The sequence below is a fragment of the Actinoplanes sp. NPDC049548 genome, from assembly GCF_040676695.1.
In the GTDB taxonomy this organism is placed as follows: domain Bacteria; phylum Actinomycetota; class Actinomycetes; order Mycobacteriales; family Micromonosporaceae; genus Actinoplanes.
This window is the reverse complement of the sequence record NZ_JBFAPM010000006.1, coordinates 251,394-275,720: the sequence shown is the minus strand read 5'-3', so window position 1 is coordinate 275,720 and position 24,327 is coordinate 251,394. Positions and strand designations below refer to the sequence as shown.

General features: G+C 70.6%; 17 protein-coding genes. 12 read left to right on the top strand and 5 right to left on the bottom strand.

Features of this window, described 5'->3' with window-relative positions:
- Positions 1-38: 38 nt before the first annotated feature.
- Positions 39-1,196 carry a PQQ-dependent sugar dehydrogenase gene (locus AB0J80_RS15095; RefSeq protein ID WP_364704860.1) on the bottom strand — a complete coding sequence of 386 codons (1,158 nt, stop codon included), beginning with the start codon at positions 1,194-1,196 and terminating at the stop codon, positions 39-41.
- 74 nt (positions 1,197-1,270) lie between these two features.
- On the opposite strand from AB0J80_RS15095, the gene AB0J80_RS15090 reads away from it, so the two are divergent.
- A complete protein-coding gene (locus AB0J80_RS15090) occupies positions 1,271-2,197 on the top strand; it encodes a 2-hydroxyacid dehydrogenase (RefSeq protein ID WP_364704858.1) in 927 nt (308 codons plus the stop codon).
- Here AB0J80_RS15090 and AB0J80_RS15085 read toward each other — a convergent pair.
- Entirely contained in the window at positions 2,172-2,555 is a 384-nt protein-coding gene (locus tag AB0J80_RS15085; RefSeq protein WP_364704856.1) for a PH domain-containing protein, read from the bottom strand. The two genes, AB0J80_RS15090 and AB0J80_RS15085, sit on opposite strands and share 26 nt — an antisense overlap.
- Before the next feature lie 65 nt (positions 2,556-2,620).
- On the opposite strand from AB0J80_RS15085, the gene AB0J80_RS15080 reads away from it, so the two are divergent.
- The 3 genes from AB0J80_RS15080 to AB0J80_RS15070 all read left to right on the top strand — a co-directional run bounded on the left by AB0J80_RS15080 (position 2,621) and on the right by AB0J80_RS15070 (position 6,841).
- Positions 2,621-3,706: an exo-alpha-sialidase gene (locus AB0J80_RS15080; RefSeq protein WP_364704854.1), complete on the top strand. Its 1,086-nt coding sequence runs from the start codon at positions 2,621-2,623 to the stop codon at positions 3,704-3,706.
- Positions 3,706-3,981, top strand: coding sequence for a ubiquitin-like small modifier protein 1 (locus tag AB0J80_RS15075; RefSeq protein ID WP_364704852.1), 276 nt, complete (start codon positions 3,706-3,708; stop codon positions 3,979-3,981). Before AB0J80_RS15080 ends, AB0J80_RS15075 begins: the two co-directional genes overlap by 1 nt.
- Positions 3,982-4,219: 238 nt before the next feature.
- Positions 4,220-6,841, top strand: a complete 2,622-nt coding sequence (locus tag AB0J80_RS15070; protein WP_364704850.1) for a bifunctional diguanylate cyclase/phosphodiesterase — start codon at positions 4,220-4,222, stop codon at positions 6,839-6,841.
- A 210-nt stretch (positions 6,842-7,051) separates the two neighbouring features.
- Here the strand turns inward: AB0J80_RS15070 and AB0J80_RS15065 are convergent, their stop codons facing one another.
- On the bottom strand, positions 7,052-8,071 hold the full coding sequence (locus AB0J80_RS15065) for a LacI family DNA-binding transcriptional regulator (RefSeq protein WP_364704848.1): 1,020 nt from the start codon (positions 8,069-8,071) through the stop codon (positions 7,052-7,054).
- Positions 8,072-8,647: 576 nt separating this feature from the next.
- Between AB0J80_RS15065 and AB0J80_RS15060 the strand changes: the two genes are divergently transcribed.
- The 4 genes from AB0J80_RS15060 to AB0J80_RS15045 all read left to right on the top strand — a co-directional run bounded on the left by AB0J80_RS15060 (position 8,648) and on the right by AB0J80_RS15045 (position 14,215).
- Positions 8,648-9,931 (top strand): ABC transporter substrate-binding protein, encoded by a 1,284-nt coding sequence (locus tag AB0J80_RS15060; protein ID WP_364704846.1) that lies wholly within the window; start codon positions 8,648-8,650, stop codon positions 9,929-9,931.
- Between the two features lie 101 nt (positions 9,932-10,032).
- Positions 10,033-10,953 (top strand): sugar ABC transporter permease, encoded by a 921-nt coding sequence (locus AB0J80_RS15055; protein ID WP_364705074.1) that lies wholly within the window; start codon positions 10,033-10,035, stop codon positions 10,951-10,953.
- Positions 10,950-11,798, top strand: a complete 849-nt coding sequence (locus AB0J80_RS15050) for a carbohydrate ABC transporter permease (protein ID WP_364704844.1) — start codon at positions 10,950-10,952, stop codon at positions 11,796-11,798. Before AB0J80_RS15055 ends, AB0J80_RS15050 begins: the two co-directional genes overlap by 4 nt.
- Positions 11,799-11,842: 44 nt before the next feature.
- Entirely contained in the window at positions 11,843-14,215 is a 2,373-nt protein-coding gene (locus AB0J80_RS15045; RefSeq protein ID WP_364704842.1) for a glycoside hydrolase family 2 protein, read from the top strand.
- Here AB0J80_RS15045 and AB0J80_RS15040 read toward each other — a convergent pair.
- On the bottom strand, positions 14,199-15,608 hold the full coding sequence (locus AB0J80_RS15040; protein WP_364704840.1) for a methionine--tRNA ligase: 1,410 nt from the start codon (positions 15,606-15,608) through the stop codon (positions 14,199-14,201). The two genes, AB0J80_RS15045 and AB0J80_RS15040, sit on opposite strands and share 17 nt — an antisense overlap.
- A 671-nt stretch (positions 15,609-16,279) precedes the next feature.
- Positions 16,280-18,127 carry a dihydroxy-acid dehydratase gene (gene ilvD, locus AB0J80_RS15035; protein WP_364704838.1) on the bottom strand — a complete coding sequence of 616 codons (1,848 nt, stop codon included), beginning with the start codon at positions 18,125-18,127 and terminating at the stop codon, positions 16,280-16,282.
- A gap of 76 nt (positions 18,128-18,203) precedes the next feature.
- Between ilvD and AB0J80_RS15030 the strand changes: the two genes are divergently transcribed.
- The 4 genes from AB0J80_RS15030 to ilvC all read left to right on the top strand — a co-directional run bounded on the left by AB0J80_RS15030 (position 18,204) and on the right by ilvC (position 24,190).
- Positions 18,204-20,612 carry a bifunctional diguanylate cyclase/phosphodiesterase gene (locus AB0J80_RS15030; protein ID WP_364704836.1) on the top strand — a complete coding sequence of 803 codons (2,409 nt, stop codon included), beginning with the start codon at positions 18,204-18,206 and terminating at the stop codon, positions 20,610-20,612.
- 146 nt (positions 20,613-20,758) lie between these two features.
- On the top strand, positions 20,759-22,588 hold the full coding sequence (locus tag AB0J80_RS15025; protein WP_364704834.1) for an acetolactate synthase large subunit: 1,830 nt from the start codon (positions 20,759-20,761) through the stop codon (positions 22,586-22,588).
- Entirely contained in the window at positions 22,585-23,106 is a 522-nt protein-coding gene (ilvN, locus tag AB0J80_RS15020) for an acetolactate synthase small subunit (RefSeq protein ID WP_364704832.1), read from the top strand. The genes AB0J80_RS15025 and ilvN overlap by 4 nt, the downstream gene beginning before the upstream one ends.
- Positions 23,107-23,176: 70 nt before the next feature.
- Positions 23,177-24,190: a ketol-acid reductoisomerase gene (ilvC, locus tag AB0J80_RS15015; RefSeq protein WP_364704830.1), complete on the top strand. Its 1,014-nt coding sequence runs from the start codon at positions 23,177-23,179 to the stop codon at positions 24,188-24,190.
- Positions 24,191-24,327: the final 137 nt, after the last annotated feature.

The window sequence follows — 24,327 nt, the reverse complement described above, 5'->3', positions numbered from 1 at the left end:
CCTGCCCCCGTGCGCCGGTCGTCAAACGGCCCCGTCGGTCAGCTGCGGCCTGCTCCTCCGTCCGAGAAGACCAGCCGGATGATGCGGTCGTCCTCCGGCGCCGGTTCGCCACCCTCCTCCTGGTTGGAGGTGGTCACCCAGAACGAGCCGTCCGGCGCCGCGACGACGGCGCGTAGCCGGCCATACTCGCCTTTGAGCAGCTCCTGCGGCTGGCCGATCAGCGTCCCGTTGCCGGTCACCTGCAGCATCCACAGGCGCTGCCCCTGAAGGCAGGCGGTGGCGATCATGCGTTCCAGCACCGCCACGCCCGAGCACGACGACTCCGCGGCGGGCCAGCTCACCAGGGGGTTCGTGAACTTCGGGTTGGTGCCGTCGCCCTCGACGGCCGGCCAGCCGTAGTTCTTGCCCTTCTGGATCACGTTGAGCTCGCCGGACGTCTTCTGCCCGGACTCGCTCGCATACATGCGTTTGCCGGAATCCCACGCGATGCCCTGCACATTGCGGTGGCCGGACGACCAGACGGGTGAGTTCTTGACCGGGTTGCCCGGCGACGGCTTGCCGGCCGGGGTGACCCGCAGAATCTTGCCGCCGAGGCTCTTCGGGTCCGGCGCCTGGGTGCCGGTGGTGCCGTCGCCGGTGGTCACATAGAGCTGACCGTCGGGGCCGAACGCCAGCTGGCCGCCGTTGGCGTCACGCGAGTGCGGGATACCGGTCAGGATCGGCTGGAGCTTGCCCTTGAGCTTCAGCTTCGCGACGCGGTTGTCCTTCTGCGTCGAGTAGTAGACGTACACGGTCTGGTCGGTCTGGTATTTCGGGGAGACCGCGATGCCGAGCAGGCCGCCGTCGCCACCCGCGGTGACCTCGGAGAGCCTCTGCACCTCGGTGACCTTGAGACCGTCGGCGTCCGACTCCGGCCCCACCTTCACGATGCGGGCGGTGTCGCGCTCGGTGACCAGGGCTGAGCCGTCCGGCAGGAAGGCCACCCCCCAGGGCACCTCGAGCCCCTTGGCCAGCACCGTCACCGCCACCTCGCGCTCGCCGCCCTGGGCACTCGCCGAGGCCGACGGCGCCGGCAGGTTGGGCGGCTCACCGGCCACGTCGGGATCCGGCGGGCCGAAGCTGCACGCGCTGGTCAGGGCCAGCACGGCGCCGACCAGCACGGCCCACGCCCGGGTGCGGCGACTGCGCACGATCACACGACCTCCTCGTTCACCAGACCCAGGGTAGCCGTGGCGGGGCGGCGGGCCGGGCTCGCGACTAGTTTGGTGACGTGATGGTATGGATTGCTCACGAGGCGGGCCGTGAGCTGCTCGGGGAGCTTCCGGCCGGGGTCGAGGTGGAGGTCTGCGAGGACGCCGCCGGCTGGCCGTCGGACCCCTCCAAGGTCGATTTCTGGGTACCGCCGTTCCTGGCGACCGTCCGCGCGGCCGATCAACTTCCGCAATTCACCAGCGTACGGGTGGTGCAGCTGCTCTCCGCCGGAGCGGACGCCTGGGTCGGCCGCGTGCCCGCCGGCGTCCAGCTGTGCGATGCGCGAGGTGTGCACGACAAGCCCGTGGCGGAGTGGGTGCTCGGGGCAGCCATCGGCGTACTGCGCCGGTTTCCCGCCTTCGTCCGCGCCCAGGAGCGCGAGGACTGGGCGATCAAGGAGCACACGCCCACACCCGAGCTGACCGGCAAGCGGGTGCTCATCGTCGGGGCCGGGTCGATCGGGCGGGCCATCGAGGAGCACATGGCGCCGTTCGGCGTGACGGTCACCCGGGTCGCGCGTACGGCCCGTCCGGCGGAGGACGTGCACGGGGTGGAGGAGCTGAGTCGGCTGCTCCCGTACGCGGAAGTCGTGGTCGTCGTCGTGCCCCTCACCGACGAGACCCGCGGCATGGTCGACGCGGCCTTCCTGGCCGCCATGCCGGACGGGGCGTTGCTGGTCAACGCCGCCCGTGGACCGGTCGTGGACACCGATGCGCTGGTCGCCGAGCTGGAGGCGGGACGGATCGAGGCCGCGCTCGACGTCACCGACCCCGAGCCGCTGCCGGCCGGTCACCCGCTGTGGCACCTGCCCGGCGCGTTCATCACCCCGCACACCGCCGGGTCCGTCGCGGGTCTGCTGCCGCGGGCGTACGGGCTGGCCGGAGACCAGATCCGGCGCTTCGCCGCCGGCGAACCGCTGATCAATCAGGTGTCGGAGGGTTACTGATCTCCTGGCCCCCGGCCTGGAGCACGGCCGCCAGATTGCTCGTCGTCACGCCGGTGAGGCGCAGCGCTTTTCCGTCGGTGAGCAGCGCGGAGATCCGCCCCCGTTCGTCCGGCGCCAACTCGGCCACGCGCGACCACGCTACGGACGTCGACCCGAAGAGCGCCCGCACCCTCAGCCCTTCGGCATCGACGTCGGTGCCGGCGCGCAAGGCCCACACCAGGACGGCCAGCGGGATCAGCAGGATCGGCGCGAGCTGCCACCGCGCACCGGCGAAGGGCACCGTGCCGACGAACGCGATCACGGCGGCGACGACGAGGGCGCCGGGCTTGCGGACGCGCAGGACGGGCTTTCGACTCACGATCGTCATCCTCGCACCCGGCCGATGGAGGATTTTTGTCGGACCCGGAGCCCATACTGCTCCCCATGACCGAACTGCTCGCCATCGGCACCCAGAAAGGCCTGTTCCTGGCCACCAGTGACGACGACAGGCAGAGCTGGCAGGTCAGCTCTGCGCACTTCTTCGGGCAAGCCGTCTACGCCGTCGCGTTCGACACACGCGGGCCGGCCCCGCGGGTGCTGGCCGGCGTCGACAGCTCCCACTTCGGCCCCAGCGTGGTCGTCAGCGACGATCTCGGCACGACCTGGCAGGAGCCCGACAGGGCCCCGCTCGCCTTCCCCTCCGACGCCGGTGCGGCGGTCGAAAGGGTGTGGCAGATCGTTCCCGCCGGCCCCGCCGAACCGGACGTCGTCTACGCGGGCACCCAGCCGTCCGCGCTGTGGCGCTCGGAGGACGGCGGCCGCACCTACGACCTGGTCCAAGGCCTCTGGGACCATCCCCACCGGCCCCAATGGGGTGCCGGCTTCGGCGGGCAGGCGGTGCACACCATCCTGCCGCACCCCGCAGACCCCCAGCGGATCCTGGTGGCCATGTCGACCGGCGGGGTCTACCGCACCTCCGACGGCGGCAAGACCTGGGCGCCCGCCAACCAGGGCATCAAGGCTTACTTCCTGCCCGACCCGTGGCCCGAGTTCGGCCAGTGCGTGCACAAGGTCGCGCGCGATGCGGAGAACCCGGACCACTACTACGCCCAGAACCACCACGGGGTCTACCGGTCCACCGACGGCGGCGAATCCTGGCAGTCGATCGCGGACACGCTGCCCACCGACTTCGGCTTCGCGATGGTGGCGCACCCCTCCCGCGGCGGCACGGCCTGGAACTTCCCGCTGACCAGCGACGGCGAGCGCCACCCGGTGGATCTCACCTGCCAGGTCTTCCGTACCACCGACGCGGGCGGCACCTGGCAACCGCTCCACGACGGGCTGCCCGACGGCCCCTACTACCCGGTCGTGCTGCGCGACGCCATGTGCGCCGACAATGCGGACCCTGCCGGGGTTTATTTCGGTACGCGGGCCGGCGACGTCTTCGCCAGCCGCGACGAGGGGGAGAGCTGGTCGACGGTGGCCTCCCACCTGCCGGACGTGCTCTGTGTCCGAGCGGTGCAGGTCTGATGCCGACGCTGCTGGTGCCCGGGGTGCTGCGCGCCGAGTCGGGCGGGGAGTCGCGGCTGGACGTGGCGGCCGACGGGACGCTGCGGGCGGTGTTCGAGGAGGTCGCGCAGCGGTGGCCTCGGCTCGAGCGGCGGATACGCGATGAGCAGGGGGTGCTGCGGCGCTATGTGAACGTGTACGTGGACGGGGAGGACTGCCGGCGGTCCGGCGGGCTGGAGACGCCGGTCGAGGCCGGGGCCGAGATCCAGGTGCTGCCGTCGGTCGCCGGAGGCTGAGCGCTGGGGAGCGCGGCCGGCCGGGGGCCGGCGCGACGGGCGATCCTGCGCCCGTCGGCAAGGCTGATCATTGCGGGCCGACCCGTACCGCCACGTCCATACCCGACATTCCGCGGATGCGAAGCCCGACAGGCCGCACGTAACCTGTCCGAGGGACGATCGTTATCCGCTGTGGAACCGGCGTCCCCTGCGCCGCTCCGAGCTCCACCCCACAACGTCCGTAGAGGATCACACCGACGTGGCAGCGCCGCCCCCCGCACGCCTCGTCACCCGGCCCGGCACCCGGGTGACTTTCCTGCTCGCTCCGACGGCCGGTGTCATCGTGCTGGCCGCCGGCGTGGCCGGGCTCATCCCGCCCCTTCCCGCGCTGACCTCCGGCGTCGGGATCGTCGCCCTGTTCGCCACCGTCGTCCTGTGGCACACCGCCTCGATCATCCACCACGACGAGGGCGTCTTCGCCGCCTGCCGCGGTGCGGGGTTCATCGGGATGGCCGCGGTCTGCACCGCTCTGACCTGCGGCGTGCTGCTGCTCGATCCGCCGGGCGTCGGTGTCTACGGGGCCACGGGAATCGGTGCCACCGGTGCTTTCGCCGTGCTCGGCACCATGATGCTGCCCGGGGCCGCCGCCACCGTCGCGGTGCGGTTGCGGCGGGCGTTCGACGGGCTGGGTCTCGGTGTGAGCCTCGGCTTCGCGGCGTACCTGATGACGCCCATGCACCTCACGCCCTGGGCGGCGCTGGCGAGCACGCTTCTCGCCGCCGCCGGGGTCTCGATCGTCACGGTCATCGTGCTGCGCGCGCGGCTGCACCGGCCGGCCGCCCTGCGGTGCGGGTTCGGCGTCATGGCTGTCCTCATGGCGCTCTGCACCGTGGTGAACCTGGAGCTCTCGCACCTCGACGGCCGCCTGGTGCCGTTGTTCGGCGTCGTCATCGCGGTCGGGCTGACGCTGGCCGCCGACGGTGGATCCCGGCGGAACCTGCCGGAGCGGCTGGAGCCCAAGGAGCCCGACCACTACCTGTCCAGCTACCCCCTGCTCGCCGTGCCGGCCGGGGTGGGCGTGGTAGCCGCCTTGATCCACCTCATCGTGGTCGGCTCGTTCAACACGACGGCCATCGCGCTGGGTGTTTCCATGGTCGCCGTGCTGACGATGCGTGAGCTGCTCGTGGTGAGCGACATCCGGCGGTACACCGCCCAGCTGCGGGTGAAGGAGGCGCACTTCCGGTCGCTGGTCGCCGGTGCCACCGATCTCACTCTCGTCCTCGATGACCGGCTGACCATCCGGTGGCAGTCGCCGGCCGCCGCGCGTCTCTTCGGGCTCGCCGAGTCCGAGGTGGTCGGGCGGACGTTCCTCGAGCTGATCCACCCCGACGACGTGGCGGGCGCGCAGGCCGGTATCGAGGCGCTCATCGCCGGCGAGCATGCCGACGGTCCTCCGGCCCTGCTCAACGCCCGGCTCCGCGACGGCCACGGCATCTGGCGCGACACCGAGTCCACGGTGGCCGACCAGCGTTCCGTGCCCGAGGTCGCCGCGCTGGTCGTGCACGTGCGCGACGTCGGTGAACGGCGGCACCTGGAACGCACGCTGCACCGCCTGTCGTACACCGACCAGCTCACCGGCCTGGCCAACCGCCGCGCCCTGATGCGGGACCTGCTGGAGTTCCGGCGCCGCGCCGGCCAGCAGGGCACCCTGCTCGTCATCGACCTGCACGGGCTCGCCGAGATCAACGACAGCCGCGGCCGGGAGACGGGCGACGCGGTGCTCATCGAGGTCAGCCGGCGCATCCGCAGCCTGCTCGGCGAGGACGACGTCGCGGCCCGGCTCGGCGGCGACGAGTTCGCGGTCCTCACCCCGGACGGGGCGGTGCTGGCGTACGCGCTGGCCACCCGCATCGTGACGGCGGTGATGGAGCCGTACGAGCTGCCCGGCATGATCGTCGAGCTGCACACCAGCGTCGGCCTCGCCGAGCTCGCCGGCGGCAAGGACTCCGAGGAGGTCCTGCGCCACGCCGACCTGGCCCGCAGCCGTGCCCGCCAGCTCGGCAAGGACCGCGTCGAGTGGTACGACACCGACGTCGAGATCCAGCTGCACCGGCGCATGGACCTGGAACGCGAGCTGCTCGGCGCCATCGACCGCGGCGAGCTCGACGTGGTCTTCCAGCCGGTGGTCTCGCTCCGCGACACCCAACCGGTCGGCGTGGAAGCCCTGCTGCGCTGGCGCCACCCCAAGCTCGGCACGGTCCTGCCGGCGGAACTGCTGCCGATCGCCCGCGCCGTCGGCTGCGCGGCCGAGCTGGACGAATGGGTGCTGGACCAGGCCTGCCGCCACCTCGCCGGGTGGACGGCAGGCGGCAGCGACTTCTGGCTGTCGGTGAACGTCGCCCCCCGCGAGCTCCTCACCGCCCGCTTCCCCGAACGCGTCGCCGAGATCCTGCGCCGCCACGGCATCGAGCCGGAACGCCTGGTCGTCGAGGTCCAGGAGACGTGGATCGCCGAGGACGTGCCGGTGATCGTGGCGTCGCTGGCCGGCCTGCGCAAGCTCGGCGTCCGCGCCGCCCTCGACGACTTCGGCGCCGGCCAGGCGTCCCTCGCCCACCTGCGCCGCCTCCCGGTCGACATGCTCAAGCTGGACCAGTCGCTGGTCAACCAGCCCACCGAACAGGGCACGACACCGGCGGTCATCGACGTGGTGGTCAGCCTCGGCCGCCGTCTCGGCCTCGAAATCGTCGCCAAGGGCCTCGAAAGCCAGGACCAGATCGACCGGGCGCGCCAGGCGGGCTGCCACTTCGGCCAAGGGTTCGCCCTCGCCCGGCCCGCCCCGGCCGAGCGCATGGAGGCCTACCTCGAGAGTCATCGGTCGTAGATTTTTTACGGTACGGCCGCAGCGGCGACCAAACGCAACACCGGGCGCTCGCCACCACACACGGATGTGCGAGAGGTGCAGGCTGGGGCAGCGGCCGCCGGGCTTGTCCGCCGGGGCTCGGCGGCCGGTGGCGTCCGCGCGCGTGAAGTGGCCGCCGGGGCCTGGTAGCGGGTGCGTCTGTGGAAGCTTGCGCGGATGCTGGGTGCTCGGTCAGGGTTCGCGGGGTGGGGCTGTGCTGCCTCGTGGGGTGAGGTGGGCTGTGCCTTCCTCGACGTCCTGGACCGGTTCGCCGGCGATGGCTGCCAGGAGCTGGCGGGCCGCGTGGGCGCCGTACGCCGCGATGTCCCGGGTGAGCGCCGTCAGTGGCGGGTGGACCAGCGAGCACAACGGGGAGTCGTCCCAGGCCACGATCGACAGGTCACCCGGCACGGACAGGCCCATCTCCTGGGCCACCGACAGGCCCGCCACCGCCATCACGTCGTTGTCGTAGATGATCGCCGTGGGCCGCTCCGCGTTGATCAGCAGGCGGCGGGTCGCCCGGCCGCCCTCCTCGCCCGTGTAGTCGGACGGGACCGTGACCGCCTCGCTGAGGCCGAGGGAGGCGCAGATCTCGGTGAAGGCGCGGGTACGCGTACGCGTGTGCAGCAGGTCCGGCAGCCCACCGACCCGGGCGATACGACGGTGCCCGAGCGCCATCAGGTAGCGGACGGCTTCCGTGATCGCGCCGGCGTCGTCGGACCAGAGCTGGGTGACGCGGCCGGTGTCGCCGGGGCCGCCGATCACCACCGCCGGGAGCTGGAGCTCGTCGAGGACCGGGATGCGGATGTCGTTCTCGCGCAGGTCGGTGACGAAGACGCCGTCGACGCGGCGCTCGCCCCACCAGCGGCGGTAGACCTGGGTCTCGTTCTCCGGGGTGGCCACGACCTGGAGGGTGAGGGCGTACGACCGGGCGGCGAGCTCCTGCTCGAAGCCGCTGATCAGGCCCATGAAGAACGGCTCGATGCTGAGAATGCGCGCGGGGCGGCACAGGGTGAGGCCCACCGCGCGAGCGCTCGCGCCGGAGAGGGCGCGGGCTGCGCTGTTGGGGTTGAACCCGATCTCCTGCGCGATCGCGACGATGCGCTGCCGGGTCGCCTCGGAGACGCCGGGCTGGCCGTTGAGGGCATACGAGACCGCCCCTTTGGACACACCGGCCCGCCGAGCGATGTCGGCGATCGTGGGCCGTTTCACTTGCCTCGCCTTCCTTGCAGCGATGGAGCTGCACCCCTCTGACCAACCTCAATACTGCGCCCGCAAAGGGCCCAGCGACGCCGCCAGGCCGGTGAAGGCCCAGCGGTGCAGCCAGGCCCACAACTGCCCGGCCATGCCGGCACCGGTCCCAGCGACGCAGCCGGCCCCAGAGGTCCCAGCCCCAGCACCGAGTCGCCGACGCGGCCGCACCCGCAGCTTCAAAGTCAACCGCTTCAGGGGAAGTGAACCGCACCCGGGTCCACCCCGCGCAGAAAGCCCCGGTGGAGCGCTCTCACGCTACCCGGTTCCGAAAGTTTCGCCGCGACTACCAACCACTTGATCGGTTAAGTGTTACAGCACACAGACGCTGCGCAGCAGTCCTGCGCCCGAAATATCCCGGATTTATGGGCTGCAGGTAGCTAAGTGAGCAGCGGGACATCGATGAGAAACCTGGTATTGACACTGGATGTGACGCGGCATACGGTCACGTCACTTATCCGGTTCAGTGAATTCTCTCGCACTTTCCCCTCGGGTGGAGGCGTAGCGCCCTGCCGAGTTGATCTTGAGGAGGAGTACATGTCGCGGTTCGGTACGCGGGGTCCGGCGCTCGTCGCCGCCGGCCTCGCCGGCATGCTGGTGGTCTCGGGGTGCAGTGGTCAGAGCCTCGAGGGTGGCGGCGACAAGGCCGCCGCCGGCCAGGTCACGCTGAAGGTCAACTTCTGGGGTGACATGGGCCTGGACAAGCTCAAGGCCGCGTACGAGAAGGACCACCCCAACGTCAAGATCGTGCTGAACTCCGGCGAGTACAACGCGCAGCACGAGGACCTGCAGAAGAAGCTGGTGGCCGGCAGCGGCGCCCCCGACATCTCCGCGATCGACGAAGGCTTCATCGTGCAGTTCCGCGGGCAGGCCGACAAGTTCGTGAACCTGCTCGACAAGGGCGCCGGCTCCTACGAGTCGAAGTACCTGCCGTGGAAGTGGCAGCAGTCGTTGTCCTCCGACGGGAAGCAGATCGGCCTCGGCACCGACGTCGGCGGCCTGGCCATGTGCTACCGCACCGACCTGTTCAAGAAGGCCGGTCTGCCGACCGACCGGGCCGAGGTCTCCAAGCTCTGGGCCACCTGGGACGACTTCATCGACGTCGGCAAGACGTACGTGTCGAAGACCGGCAAGAAGTTCGTCGACTCCGGCACCAACATGTTCAACCCGGTGCTCGCTCAGCAGCCGCAGGGCTTCTACAACGAGCAGGAGCAGCTGCAGATGGACGGCGGCCCCAAGGTCGCGTTCGACGTCAGCATGAAGGCGATCCAGGCCGGGCTCTCCGCCAACCTCGCCAGCTTCCAGCCCAACTGGGACCAGGGGTTCAAGAAGGACCAGTTCGCCGTGCTGGCCTGCCCGGCATGGATGCTCGGCCACATCCAGGACACCGCGCCCGAGCAGAAGGGCAAGTGGGACATCGCGACGATTCCCGGCGGCGGCGGTAACTGGGGTGGCTCGTGGTGGACCGTTCCCAAGCAGGGGAAGAACGTCGACGAGGCGTACAAGTTCGTCGAGTGGATGGTCCAGCCTCAGCAGCAGATCGAGGTCTTCAAGACGGTCGGGAACCTGCCCTCGCAGCCGGCGCTCTACAAGGATCCGGCGGTGCTGGACTACAAGAAGGAGTTCATGAGCAACGCGCCGACCGGGCAGATCTTCGCCTCGACCGCCGAGAACCTGAAGCCGCAGTACCTCGGCAAGAAGAACGGGCCGACCCGGGTCGCGGTCGAGAACGTGATCACGCGGGTGCAGCAGGGTTCGCTGGCGCCGGACAAGGCGTGGGACGAGGCCGTCAAGCAGGCGCAGAAGGTCGCCACCTCCTGATCCGATCCGCTCATCCAGGGGACGGTCCGGCCGGGCCGTCCCCTCGCCAGGAGGAAGGAGGGGTTGTGTCCCTCACCCACAACGCCCCGCCGGTCGTCCGGCTGGACCCTGAGCGACCACGCCCGCCGGCGACGCCGCCGAAGCGCAGGCTGTGGCTCACGCCGTACGTGCTGGTCTCGCCGTTCTTTCTGCTCTTCGCCGTCTTCGGGATGTTCCCGATCGCCTTCAACGGGGTCGTCGCCCTGCGCACCTGGCGTCTCGACGACCCGGACCGCAACGGGTGGGCGGGAGCCGCCAACTTCGAGCGGCTGCTGCACGACGAGGACTTCTGGAACGCGCTGGGAAATACGTTCGGCATCTTCATCCTGTCCACCGTGCCGCAGCTGCTGATCGCGCTGATGGTGGCGAACCTGCTCAACCGCAAGCTGCGCGCCACGACGTGGTGGCGGGTCGGGGTGCTGGTGCCGTACGTGACGCCGGTCGCCGCCTCGACGCTGGTCTTCGCGGTGTTCTTCGCCCGTGACAACGGCCTGGCGAACTGGCTCATCGGCGAGCCGCTGGACTGGCGGGCGCACAAGTGGAGCGCGTGGATCGCCATCGCCACCATGGTGAACTGGAAGTGGATCGGTTACAACGCGCTGCTCTACCTGTCGGCGATGCAGTCGATCCCGAAGGACGTCTACGAGGCGGCGGCGGTCGACGGGGCCGGCCCGTGGCGGCAGCTGTGGCGCATCACCGTACCGATGATCCAACCGGTCCTGATCTTCACCGTGGTCCTCTCGACGATCGGTGGGCTGCAGCTCTTCAACGAGCCCATGCTCTTCGAGGAGAACCCGGCCGCGGCGACCGGCGGGTCCGACAGCCAGTGGCAGACCATCGCGCAGCTCATCTACAAGGTCGGCTGGAAGGACCTCAACCTCGGGTACGCGGCCGCGATGTCCTGGGCGCTGTTCCTGATCATCCTCGTCATCGCCGGCCTCAACGCGTTTCTCACCAACCGTCTCGGGGGAGGCCGGCGATGACCACCGTGAGCGCACCTCAGGACACCAGGGGGAGCTGGCGCACCTACCTCGCCCTCTCGGCGTTCCTCGCGGTGTCGGCGTTCCCGCTGTACTGGATGTTCGTCATCGCCACCAGCACCGACGAGGCGGTCTCGCGGACCCCGCCGTCCGTCGTGCCCGGTGACCAGCTGCTGACGAACCTGCGGGAAGTCTTCACCATGCAGGACGTCTACTTCACCGCGTCCCTGATCAACAGCTTCATCGTCGCCGGCGTGGTGACCGTGTCGACGCTGTTCTTCTGCTCGCTGGCCGGGTTCGCCTTCGCCAAGCTGCGCTTCCGGGGCCGTGACCCGCTGATGGTCGTGGTGATCCTCACCCTCACCGTGCCGAACCAGCTCGGCGTGGTCGCGCTGTACATCCTCATGGGCAAGCTCGGCTGGAACGGCACCCTGCTGGCCGTCATCGCACCGTTCCTGGTCAGCGCGTTCGGCGTGTTCTACATGCGACAGTTCATCCTGCACGCCGTACCCGATGAACTGGTGGAGTCGGCCCGGATGGACGGTGCGCTGACGATGCGCATCTACTGGAGCATCGTGCTGCCGGCGATCCGCCCGGCACTCGCGGTGCTCGGCCTGCTCACCTTCGTGGCGACCTGGAACGAGTTCCAGTGGCCGCTGATCACCCTCAACGGCACGGAGTTCCCGACGTCGATGGTCGCCCTCTCCGACCTGGCGAGCGGCAACTACGTGATCTACCGGCGGGTGCTCGCGGGCGCTTTCATGGCCACCGTTCCGTTGCTGGTTCTCCTTCTCCTTGGCGGACGGCAGATCGTACGGGGAATCATGGAAGGTGCCGTCAAGTCCTGATCGATCTTCATTCGGTTTTCCGCCGCGGGGAATTAGGGAGTCTTGTGACCTCGTACCGATCGTTGCACGAGGGCTGGGTCGTGAGGGGCGGCGACGTCGAGGGCGTCGCCGCCACCGTGCCGGGCTGTGTGCACACCGACCTGCTCGCCGCCGGCGTCATCGACGACCCGTACCTCGACGACAACGAGAAGAAGCTCGCCTGGATCGGCCGCACCGACTGGGAGTATGCGACGACCTTCCACCATGAGCCGGCTCCGGGCCGGGTGGATCTCGTGTGCGACGGCCTCGACACCGTCGCCACGGTCACGCTCAACGGGGTGGAGCTGGGCCGCACGGCGAACATGCACCGCAGCTACCGGTTCGACGCCCGTGCGGCGTTGCGCGACGGCGAGAACGAGCTGCGGGTGCGGTTCGAGTCGGCGTACCGCTATGCCGAGGCGCAGCGGGAGCGGCTCGGCGACCGGCCCAACGCCTATCCCGAGCCCTTCCAGTTCATCCGCAAGACGGCCTGCAACTTCGGCTGGGACTGGGGTCCGACGCTGGTCACCGCCGGCATCTGGCAGCCGATCGGGCTGCACAGCTGGGCCGTCGCCCGGCTCGCCGAGGTGCGTCCCCGGGTCACTGTGGACGGCAGCGCGGGCACCGTCGAGGTCCGGGTCCGGCTCGACCGCGACACCCCCGGGCCGGTCACCGTCGCCGCGGAGATCGCCGGCGAGCGCGCGGAGACCACCACCGAGGGGGACGAGGCCGTCGTAACGGTCACGGTCGCGGATCCCCAGCTCTGGTGGCCGATCGGGTACGGACAACCGACGCGTTACGCCCTCGACGTGACCCTCACCGGCGCGGACGGGCAGCGGCTCGACGCGTGGCACCGGCAGGTGGGCTTCCGTTCGGTACGCGTCGACACCACCGACGGCGCCTTCACGCTCGTCGTCAACGACGTGCCGGTGTTCGTCCGCGGTGTCAACTGGATCCCCGACGACGTCTTCGCCGACCGCGTCACGCCGCAGCGGCTCGCCGCCCGGTTCCGGCAGGCGGTCGACGCGAACGTCAACTATCTGCGGGTCTGGGGCGGCGGCCGGTACGAGTCCGAGGAGTTCTACGACCTCGCCGACTCCCTCGGCCTGCTCGTCGGGCAGGACTTCCTGTTCGCCTGCGCCGCGTACCCGGAGGAGGAGCCGTTCGCCACCGAGCTGGCGGCGGAGGCGCGCGAGAACGTCGTCCGGCTGTCCCCGCACCCCAGCCTCGTGATGTGGACCGGCAACAACGAGAACATCTGGGGTCACGAGGACTGGGGGTGGAAGGAGCAGCTCGACGGCCGCACGTGGGGCGCCGGCTTCTACTTCGACCTGCTGCCGCGCATCGTCGCCGAGGCCGATCCGAGCCGGTTCTACTGGCCCGGCAGCCCGTGGTCCGGGCGCGAGGACAAGCATCCCAACGATCCCGCGTACGGCACCACGCACATCTGGGACGTGTGGAACACCGACGACTACACCAGGTACCGCGCGTACCGGCCGCGGTTCGTGGCGGAGTTCGGCTATCAGGCGCCGCCGGCGTACGCGACCCTGCGCCGGGCGCTGTCCGACGAGCCGCTGGCCCCCGACTCGCCGGGCATGCAGGCGCATCAGAAGGCCGCCGACGGCGACGCGAAGCTGCAACGGGGCCTGGACGCCCACCTGCCGCCGCCTCGCGACTTCGACGACTGGCACTACCTGACGCAGCTCAACCAGGCCCGCGCCCTCTCGCTGGGCATCGAGCACTTCCGCGCCCTCCGCCCTCACTGCATGGGCGCGATCATGTGGCAGCTCAACGACTGCTGGCCGGTCACCTCCTGGGCCGCCGTCGACGGCGACGGCCGCAAGAAGCCGCTCTGGTACGCCCTGCGCCGCTCGTTCGCCCCGCGCCTGCTGACCGTGCAACCCCGCGACCGCGTCCCGGTGCTGGTGGCGGTCAACGACTCGGCCGAGCCGTGGGCGCTGTCCGCCACGGTCTCCCGCCGTACCCTGGCCGGGGTCGTCGAAGCGGAGGAGACGATCGGGGCGACGGTCGCACCCGGCTCGGCCACGACGCTGCCCCTCCCGGCACAGGCCGGCGAGGTGCTGCTGGCCGAGGCGGACGGGCAGCGGGCCTGGTGGTTCTCCGCCGAGGACAAGGACATCGCCTGGCCGCCCGCGAAGTTCAGCGCGACCGTCACGGAGATGGACGACGAGACCCACGTGACCGTGACGGCGCAGACCATCCTCCGTGACCTGACCCTGCACCCCGACCGGCTCGACCCGGCGGCGGAGGCCGACGAGGCCGGCGTGACGCTGCTGCCGGGCGAGTCGGCGACCTTCCGGGTACGCGGCGCGCGGGGCCTCGACCCGGCCGCGCTGACGTCCCGGCCGGTCCTGCGCTGCGTCAACGACCTGGTCTGACCGAGGCCGCCGCGCCCAGCCTGGCGAAGGCTGGGCGCGGCGGGCCGGCCAGGGCGAGTTCGGCTCGTAGCCGCCGGGCCGCCGACGGCAGGAACGGTTCGAGCTCGGTCGCGATGACCTGACAGCGGCCGAGCAGCTCACCCACGACGTCGGCGCGGCGCGGGCCGCCGAGTCGCCAGGGCCGTTCGGTCTCCACCACACGGTTGCCGAGGGCGACCTCGTCGGTGATCGCCTCGGTGGCCGCCCGGAAGTCGCCGCCGTCCAATGCCTCGTCGATGCGCTGCGGCAGGTCGCTGGGGCACGGCGCGGGCCGGATCCCGTCCGGGTAGGCGAGGTTGAGCGTCCGGTTGAGGAAGTTGCCGACCCCGTTGGCCAGGTCGACGTCGTGGCGGTGGACCAACCGGTCGACGGTGAAATCCGTGTCGCCCAGCGGTGCCACGTCGCGCAGCAGCCACCACCGCAGCGCGTCGGTGCCGTACCGGCCGGCAAGCCCGACCGGGTCCACGGCGTTGCCGGCGCTCTTCGACAGCTTGGCGCCGCCGACGGTCAGGTAGTCGTGGACGAGGATCCGGGTCGGCAGGGGCTCCCCGGCGGACAGCAGCAACGCGAGCCAGTAGACGGCGTGGAAACGAACGATGCCCTTGCCGATGACGTGGACGCGCTCACCCGAGCCGGCCCACCACCGCTGGTACGCGTCCCGGTCCAGCGCCGTCACGTAGTTCGCGAGGGCGTCCCACCACACGTAGACGACCTGGTCCGGATCGCCCGGCACCGGGATGCCCCAGCCGCCGGCCCGGGACGCGGACCGGGAGACGCTGATGTCGCGCAGACCGGCCCGGACGAAAGCCAGCACCTCGTTGCGCCGCGCGGCCGGTTCGATGCGGACGACGCTGTCCTCGAGAATTCTCCGAATCTCCGCCTCGTAGCGGGACAGGCGGAAGAACCAGTTCTCCTCACTGACCCGCTCGGGCGGCGTGTCGTGTTCCGGGCAGCTGTCCGCGTCCAGGAACTGCTCGCAACCGCCGCAGTAGAGACCCGTGTAGCGACGGCGGTAGAAATCCCCGCGCGAGCGCTCCCACAACTCTTCGACGCCTTGCCGGTGGCGAGCCTCGGACGTGCGGATGAAGTCGTCGAACGAGAGCTCGAGCGGCTCGCGCAGGGCGGCGAACCGGTCACCGTTCGCCCTCACGAACTCCTGTACGGGCACACCGGCCTTCCGGGCAGCGGCCACATTCTTGAGCGCGTTGTCGTCGGTGCCGGTGAGAAAGCGGACGTCCGCGCCTCGCGCGCGCCGGTGCCGGGCGAGCACGTCGGCCTGCACGAGCTCAAGCGCGTGACCCAGATGCGGTGCCGCGTTGACGTAGGGAATGGCGGTGGTGACGTAGAAGGTCATGACCCCTCTTCCGCCCCGCCGCGACCGGTCACCCCGCCGAAGCGGGGACTGATCGGTCTAGAGCACGCCGACAGAGCCCGCGAAGGGGCCCATCATGACGACGCTGCTCGGCTGCATGCGCCCAGCATGCCGCCCCGCGCCCGCCCCGGCGACCCAATTCACGAGCGGCTCAGATCCACCTCGATGCGGCTCGCGGGCCAATCGACACCTTCGACGCCTCCCGCGGGAGTGGGCCACACGGAGTGGCCTGGTTGGGAGGAGTTGGCAGCCGTGGCGCCCGCTGCCTATGACCGCGTCACAGGCGGGCAGGAGGGCATCGACGACGCGTTGAGCGCTCGGGGGCACCACCGTCCCACCGATCCGGTACTCGCAGGCCGGCCGTGGAACTCCGACAGTCTTGCGAGATCGGACGCCGCCTGCCCCGCCTGAGCAGAGTGTTCCCACGTCATCAACACCTCGAGACCTGAGGTCAGGAGTCCGTCGAAGACCGTCAGGACCATGCCGCCCCAAGCCTCGAATCGCCGGCCCAAGCTGACCGTGGTGACCCGGCCGGCTCGCCGGCCTTCCCCCTTCTTCGCCCGGAACGCGCGAACGGCCCGGGCATGCACGGAGATCCGCGTGTGCCCGGGCCGGTCGGTGTTGCTTCTGTCTGCCTGTGTGCCCGTAGTTTTCTATTCCGGAACGCGTCGGTATGCCCCGTCGCTGGCGCTCGTGGCCATCGAGGCATACGCCCGGAGGGCGGCCGAGACCGGACGCTGCCGATCCACCGGCGTGTACGGCCGATCCCGGCGCTCCTCCTCGTGGCGGCGCTGGGCCAGCTCCTCGTCGGAGACGTTGAGCGTGATCGACCGGCCCGGGATGTCGATGGTGATCTCGTCGCCGGTCTGGACCAGCGAGATGAGGCCGCCGGACGCCGCCTCCGGGGAGACGTGCCCGATCGACAGCCCGGACGTGCCGCCGGAGAAGCGGCCGTCGGTGATCAGCGCGCAGGCCTTGCCCAGGCCGCGGCCCTTGAGGAACGACGTCGGGTAGAGCATCTCCTGCATGCCCGGGCCGCCCTTGGGGCCCTCGTAGCGGATCACCACCACGTCGCCCTCGACGACCTGCTTGCCGAGGATGCCCTCGACCGCCGCGTCCTGGCTCTCGAAGACCCGGGCCGGGCCGGTGAACTTCCACAGCGACTCGTCGACGCCGGCGGTCTTCACCACGCAGCCGTCCGGGGCGAGGTTGCCGAAGAGGATCGCGAGGCCGCCGTCGGCCGTGTACGCGTGCTCGACCGAGCGGATGCAGCCCTCGGCCGCGTCGGTGTCGAGGGTCGCCCAGCGGTTGGTCGTGGAGAACGGCTGGGTGGTGCGCACCCCGCCGGGAGCCGCGTGGAACAGCTCGACGGCCTCGGGGCTGGGCGAGCCGCCGCGGATGTCCCAGGCGTCCAGCCAGCTGGTGAGGTCGGGGGAGTGCACGGCCCGCACGTCCTGCTTCAGGGCGCCGCCCCGGTTGAGCTCCCCGAGCAGGGCGGGGATGCCACCGGCCCGGTGCACGTCCTCCATGTGGTACTTCACGCTGTTCGGCGCGACCTTGCTGAGGCAGGGCACCCGGCGCGAGATCGCGTCGATGTCCGCCACGCTGAAGTCCAGCTCCGCCTCGCGGGCCGCGGCCAGCAGGTGCAGGACGGTGTTGGTGGAGCCGCCCATCGCCACGTCCAGGGCGACGGCGTTCTCGAAGGCGTCCCGGTTGGCGATGCTGCGGGGCAGCACGCTGGTGTCGTCGTTCTCGTAGTACTGCTTCGCGATGTCGACGATCAGGGCGCCGGCCTTCTCGAAGAGCGCCTTGCGGGAGGCGTGCGTGGCCAGCGTCGAGCCGTTGCCGGGCAGGGCCAGGCCGATCGCCTCGGTCAGGCAGTTCATCGAGTTGGCGGTGAACATGCCGGAGCAGGAGCCGCAGGTCGGGCAGGCCGAGCGCTCGATCGTGCTGAGCTGCTCGTCGGTGACGTTCTCGTTGGCGCTGGCCGACATGGCGTCGATCAGGTCGAGCTTCTCGTGCACGATGCCCTCGATGGCGACCGTCTTGCCGGCCTCCATCGGGCCGCCGGAGACGAACACCGTCGGGATGTTGAGCCGCAGGGCGGCGATCAGCATGCCCGGGGTGATCTTGTCGCAGTTCGAGATGCAGACCAGGGCGTCCGCGCAGTGGGCGTTGACCATGTACTCGACCGCGTCGGCGATCAGCTCGCGGCTGGGCAGCGAGTAGAGCATGCCGCCGTGGCCCATCGCGATGCCGTCGTCGACCGCGATGGTGTTGAACTCCCGGCCCACGCCGCCCGCCTCGGCGACCGCGTCGGCCACGAGGCCGCCGAGGTCCTTGAGGTGCACGTGCCCGGGTACGAACTGGGTGAAGCTGTTGGCGATCGCCACGATGGGCTTGCCGAAGTCGTCGTCGGTCATGCCGGTGGCGCGCCACAGGGCGCGCGCGCCGGCCATCGTCCGACCGTGGGTCGAGGTCCGGGAGCGCAGCTCAGGCATTACTACATAGTGCCACCGCCGGTAAGGACCGGGGGCGAACCGGCATCGAGGATGTCCATCCCTCGGGATACCGAAAATGTTCCGGGTACGGCAGAGTGTTCCCGTGCACTCACCGTCCGGCGTGGAGCTGGCCGGGCTGGCGAGCCTCGTGGTCGCGGTCCCGGCCGTGGCGTTGCTGGGTAACTCCGGCCGCAGGCACACGGGCGCCGCCCGCCGCGCTCATCTCATCCTGGCCGCCGGGGGCGCCACGGTGACCGGCGCCGCCCTGGCCGGCCTGGTGAGCGCGCTCTACCTGGCGCCCGACGTGATGGACGACCACCGCCGCGCCCTCGGCCAGGCCGTCGCCGTCGCGATGGCGCTCGGCACGCTCACGCTGCTGGTGGGCACCCTCATGCTTCCCGGGGCCGCGGAGAACCGCCGCGCGGGCCTGCGGCACCTGCTCGACGGGCTCATCATCGCCGCCGCGCTGTGGTTCGTCGGCTGGATCCTCGTCTCCGAGCCCACCCGGATCCTGGGCGACCACACCCCGATGGGCTGCGTGTCGCTGCTGCTGGGCGCGGGCGTGGCCACCGTGGCCTTCGGGCTCACCACCGTCCTCGCCATGCACGCGCACCGGCCGCGGCACGTCACCGTCAAGGTCGCCGCAGGGGTCAGCCTGGTCTCGGTGACGGCCACCGCCCTGCCGGGCGGCATCTGTCAGGACATGCCGGTGGTCGTGTTCCTGGGCACGCTCCTGCTGCCCGCGGGCCTGTTCGTGGTCGCCCGTGCCGTGAAAGCCGCGGACCGCCCGGTCACCGTCGACGGCGACATCATCCAGCGGGGTACGGGCTACGCGTTCGTCCCGATGGCGGCCATGGTCATCGCCGGCAGCTACCACATCCTGGCGGGTGGCGACTTCGCCGCGCTGGGCTTCCTGGGCGCCAGCGTCGAGGGTTTCGCGCTGGTCGGCCGGCAGTACCTGGCGCTGGGCGACGTGAAGAGCTACACGCTGCAGCTGCGCCAGCGGGAGGCGCATTTCCGGGAGCTGGCGCACACCGACCCGCTCACCGGCCTGGCCAACCGCCGGGGCCTGGTCCGGGCGCTGCGCGAGCCGGCCGTCCGGAACCGTCCCCGCACCCTGGTCGGGCTCGACCTCGACGGCTTCAAGAACGTCAACGACATGCGCGGGCACGACGTCGGGGACGCGGTCCTCGCCGAGGTGGGTGAGCGGCTGCGCGTCCACCTGCGTGAGGGCGAGGTCGCGGCGCGGCTGGGCGGCGACGAGTTCGCGGTGCTCATGTGGGCCACGCCCGAGGACGCGATGGCGGCGGGCAAGCGGCTGCTGGAGGTGCTCTGCGAGCCGTACGAGACCGAGGACGGCTCGGTCTTCCTCTCCGCGAGCGTCGGCGTGGCCGGCTCCCCGGCACCGGGGGACACCGGCGAGCTGATGCGCGACGCCGACCTGGCCCTGCGGTACGCCAAGCAGCGCGGCAAGAACCGCGTCGAGCGCTACCAGAAGCGCTACGACGAGCTGCTGCGTCGCCACAGCGTGCTGGAGAACGAGCTGCGGCACGCCATCGAGCGCCGGCAGCTGCGGCTCGTCTTCCAGCCGGTGGTCGCGCTGCCCTCGGTACGCCCGGTCGGCGCGGAGGCGCTCCTGCGCTGGCACCACCCGGACCTCGGCGCCGTACGCCCCGACGAGTTCATCCCGGTCGCCGAGGAGTCCGGGCTGATCGGCATGCTCGGCGCCTGGGTTCTGGACCAGGCGTGCGCCCAGCTGGCCCAGTGGCTGGCCGCCGGGCACGACGTGTGGGTGTCGGTGAACCTGTCGCCCAAGGAGCTGCACGCCGCCGACTACGCCGGTCAGGTGGCGGCGGTGCTGGACAAGTACGGCGTACCGCCGCAGCGGCTGGTGCTGGAGGTGACCGAGCACGCGGTCGCCACGGACATGGACGAGCTGATCCGGCGGCTCGTCGAGCTCCGGTCGACCGGTGTACGGATCGCGCTGGACGACTTCGGCGCCGGCTACTCCTCGCTCGGACAACTGCGCAGCCTGCCGGTCGACATCCTGAAGATCGACCATGCGCTGGTGGCCGAGCCGGAGTCGCGGACCGGGATGGCGGCTCCGCTGGTGGACGTGGTGGTCCGGCTCGGGCATCGGCTGGGCCTCGAAGTGCTCGCCGAGGGCATCGGCACGCCCGCGCAGCGGGAGGTCGTCGAGGAGGCCGGGTGCCGGCTGGGCCAGGGCTCGCTGTTCGGCTGGGGAGTGCCGGCCGAGCATCTGGAGGCGCAGCTGCGGACCGCGCGCTCGTCCGCGACGCGGCCGGTGCCGGCGCCCCGGAGCCGCCCGGCCAAGATCGCTCCGGGTGCCCCGGCCCGCAGCCAGATCATCATGCTGGGCCCCGGAATGCGGCAGGTCCGGGCGGTGCTGCCGACGGACCCGGCCTTTTCGGGTGACCAAGATGTGAGATCAGTTGACGCACCTCGTGAGATGGGGCAGTCTTAGCCGCATGTGTTCGTCGTTCCTCGTACTTAGTTGAGCGCGCTGCCCCTGATCCTCTGGGCAGTGCGCTAGGTCCCGTGCTCATGCACGAGGGCCTTTTTTGTTGCGCAGGATCGACTTGTCGAACCCGAACGAAGGTCTGAATCGCCATGACGAGACCCACGCCCGAGACCCTCGCCCACCGTGCCACCCCGGCCACCGTCGCGGCCGCCGCCGCCGGCGCCGTAGCCGCGGTCTCGCCGACCCCGGTCAGCGGGGCCGGCTCGCTCGTGCGGTCGCTCGAGGCCCTCGGCGTCGAGGTGGCCTTCGGCATCCCCGGCGGGGCGATCCTGCCGGCGTACGACCCGCTCTACGACTCCAAGGTGCGGCACATCCTGGTCCGCCACGAGCAGGGCGCGGGCCACGCCGCCACCGGGTACGCGCAGGCCACCGGCAAGGTCGGCGTCTGCATCGCCACCTCCGGCCCGGGCGCCACCAACCTGGTCACCCCGATCGCCGACGCCTACATGGACTCGGTGCCGATCGTGGCCATCACCGGTCAGGTCCCGCGCCCGGCGATCGGCACGGACGCCTTCCAGGAGGCGGACATCCAGGGCATCACCCTGCCGATCACCAAGCACAACTTCCTCATCCAGACGGCCGAGGAGATCCCGCAGATCCTGGCGGAGGCCTTCCACCTGGCCGCCACCGGCCGCCCCGGCCCGGTGCTCGTCGACATCCCGAAGGACGTGCTGCAGGCGCAGACGACGTTCTCCTGGCCGCCGACGCTGGACCTGCCCGGATACCGGCCCACCCTGCACCCGCACGGCAAGCAGATCCGCGAGGCGGCACGCCTGATCGCCGCGGCCAAGCGCCCCGTCCTGTACGTCGGGGGCGGCGTGCTCAAGGCCGGCGCCACGGACGGGCTGCGCAAGCTCGCCGAGCTGACCGGCATCCCCGTGGTCACCACGCTGATGGCCATCGGCGCGTTCCCCGACTCGCACCCGCAGCACCTCGGCATGCCCGGCATGCACGGCACGGTTCCCGCCGTGTACGCGCTGCAGAAGGCGGACCTGCTGGTCACCCTGGGCGCCCGCTTCGACGACCGGGTCACCGGCAAGCTCGACTCGTTCGCCCCGGACGCCAAGGTCGTGCACGCCGACATCGACCCCGCCGAGATCGGCAAGAACCGGCACGCCGACGTCCCGATCGTCGGCGACGCGCGGCACGTCATCGACGAGCTGATCGCGGCGGTCTCCGGCACGGCCACCGGCGCGTCCGCGTACGAGCCGTGGTGGGCGCAGCTCAACGACCTGCGCCAGCGTTACCCGCTCGGCTACGACGAGCCCACCGACGGCACCCTGGCCCCGCAGTACGTCATCGAGCGGATCGGCGAGCTGGTCGGCCCGGAGGCGATCTACGTGGCGGGCGTCGGCCAGCACCAGATGTGGGCGTCGCAGTTCATCAAGTACGAGAAGCCCGGCACCTGGCTCAACTCCGGCGGCGCCGGAACCATGGGCTACGCGGTGCCCGCGGCGATGGGCGCGAAGGTCGGCAAGCCGGACACCCCGGTCTGGGCGATCGACGGCGACGGCTGCTTCCAGATGACCAACCAGGAGCTGGCGACCTGCGCCCTCGAGGGCATCCCGGTGAAGATCGCGGTCATCAACAACGGCAACCTCGGCATGGTCCGGCAGTGGCAGACCCTGTTCTACGAGGGCCGCTACTCCAACACCGAGCTGGGCACCCACAAGCACCGCATCCCCGACTTCGTGAAGCTGGCCGAGGCGCTGGGCTGCATCGGCCTGCGGTGCGAGTCGAAGGCCGACGTGGACGCCACCATCAAGGCCGCCATGGAGATCAACGATCGCCCGGTGGTCATCGACTTCACGGTCGGCAAGGACGCCATGGTCTGGCCCATGGTGGCGGCCGGCACGAGCAACGACGAGATCATGTTCGCCCGGGACGTGCGCCCGAACTTCGACGAGGACGACCTGTGACTACCAACAAGCACACCCTCTCCGTGCTGGTCGAGAACAAGCCCGGCGTGCTCGCCCGGGTCAGTGGCCTCTTCTCGCGGCGGAGCTTCAACATCGACTCGCTGGCGGTGGGCGAGACGGAGAACCCGGACGTCTCCCGCATCACGATCGTGGTCAACGCCGACTCCTCACCCCTGGAGCAGGTGACCAAGCAGCTCAACAAGCTGGTGAATGTCCTGAAGATCGTCGAGCTGGACCCGCAGCAGTCGGTCCAGCGCGAGCTCCTGCTGGTCAAGGTGCGCGCCGACCGTGCGGTGCGCGGGCAGGTGCTCGAGACGGTCGAGCTGTTCAGGGCGAAGGTGATCGACGTCGCACCGGACACCCTCACGATCGAGGCGACCGGTAACCCCGACAAGCTGGACGCGCTGCTGCGCGACCTCGAGCCGTTCGGCATCAAGGAGATGGTGCAGTCCGGCCTCGTGGCCATCGGCCGCGGCTCCCGTTCCATCACCACCGGCCCCGCGCTGCGCGCGGCCTGACCCCGTCCAACCTCCCCGCCGCCGCCCACAAGCTGTCTAAAGGCTCCACCATGAAAGGGAATGCCAAGTCATGACCGTCGAAACCTTCTACGACGACGACGCTGATCTGTCCATCATCCAGGGGCGCAAGGTCGCCGTCATCGGGTACGGCAGCCAGGGCCACGCGCACTCGCTGTCGCTGCGCGACTCGGGGGTCGACGTGGTGGTCGGCCTCAAGGAGGGCTCCAAGAGCCGCGCCAAGGCCGAGGAGCAGGGGCTGCGGGTGCTCACCCCGGCCGAGGCGTCCGAGTGGGCCGACGTGATCATGCTGCTCGCCCCGGACACCGCCCAGCGCAAGATCTACGCCGAGTCGATCGAGCCGCACCTCACCGAGGGCAAGGCGCTCTTCTTCGGTCACGGCCTCAACATCCGCTTCGAGCTCATCAAGCCCCCGGCGAACGTGGACGTGGCCATGGTCGCGCCGAAGGGCCCGGGCCACCTGGTCCGCCGTCAGTACGTGGACGGCAAGGGCGTGCCCGCCCTGATCGCCGTGGAGCAGGACGCCACCGGTGGCGCCCAGGCGCTCGCCCTGTCGTACGCGAAGGCGATCGGCGGCACCCGCGCCGGCGTCATCAAGACGACGTTCAAGGAGGAGACCGAGACCGACCTCTTCGGCGAGCAGGCGGTGCTCTGCGGTGGCACGGCCGCGCTGGTCCAGGCCGGCTTCGAGGTGCTCACCGAGGCCGGGTACGCGCCGGAGATCGCGTACTTCGAGTGCCTGCACGAGCTCAAGCTGATCGTCGACCTCATGTACGAGGGCGGCATCTCGCGGATGCGGTACAGCGTGTCGGACACCGCGGAGTTCGGTGACTACGTCAGCGGGCCGCGCGTGATCAACGCCTCGGTCAAGGAGGAGATGAAGAAGATCCTCTCCGAGATCCAGTCGGGCGAGTTCACGAAGGCCCTGATCGCCGACGACGAGGCGGGTGGCCAGCGCCTCCAGCAGCTGCGCAAGGAGGGCGCCGAGCACCCGATCGAGGTCACCGGCAAGAAGCTGCGCGACATGATGAGCTGGGTGGACCGGCCGATCACGGAAACTGCCTGATATTTCTGCCCTTTGTGGCACCCACGGGTTTTCCTCGTCTGCTGCCGGCCGGTGACCACCGGCCGGCAGCGGCTTTTCGGCATGCTGAGGGACCTGCGAATTCACCGTTCTGTGTGATCATTCGACTACTGGAAACG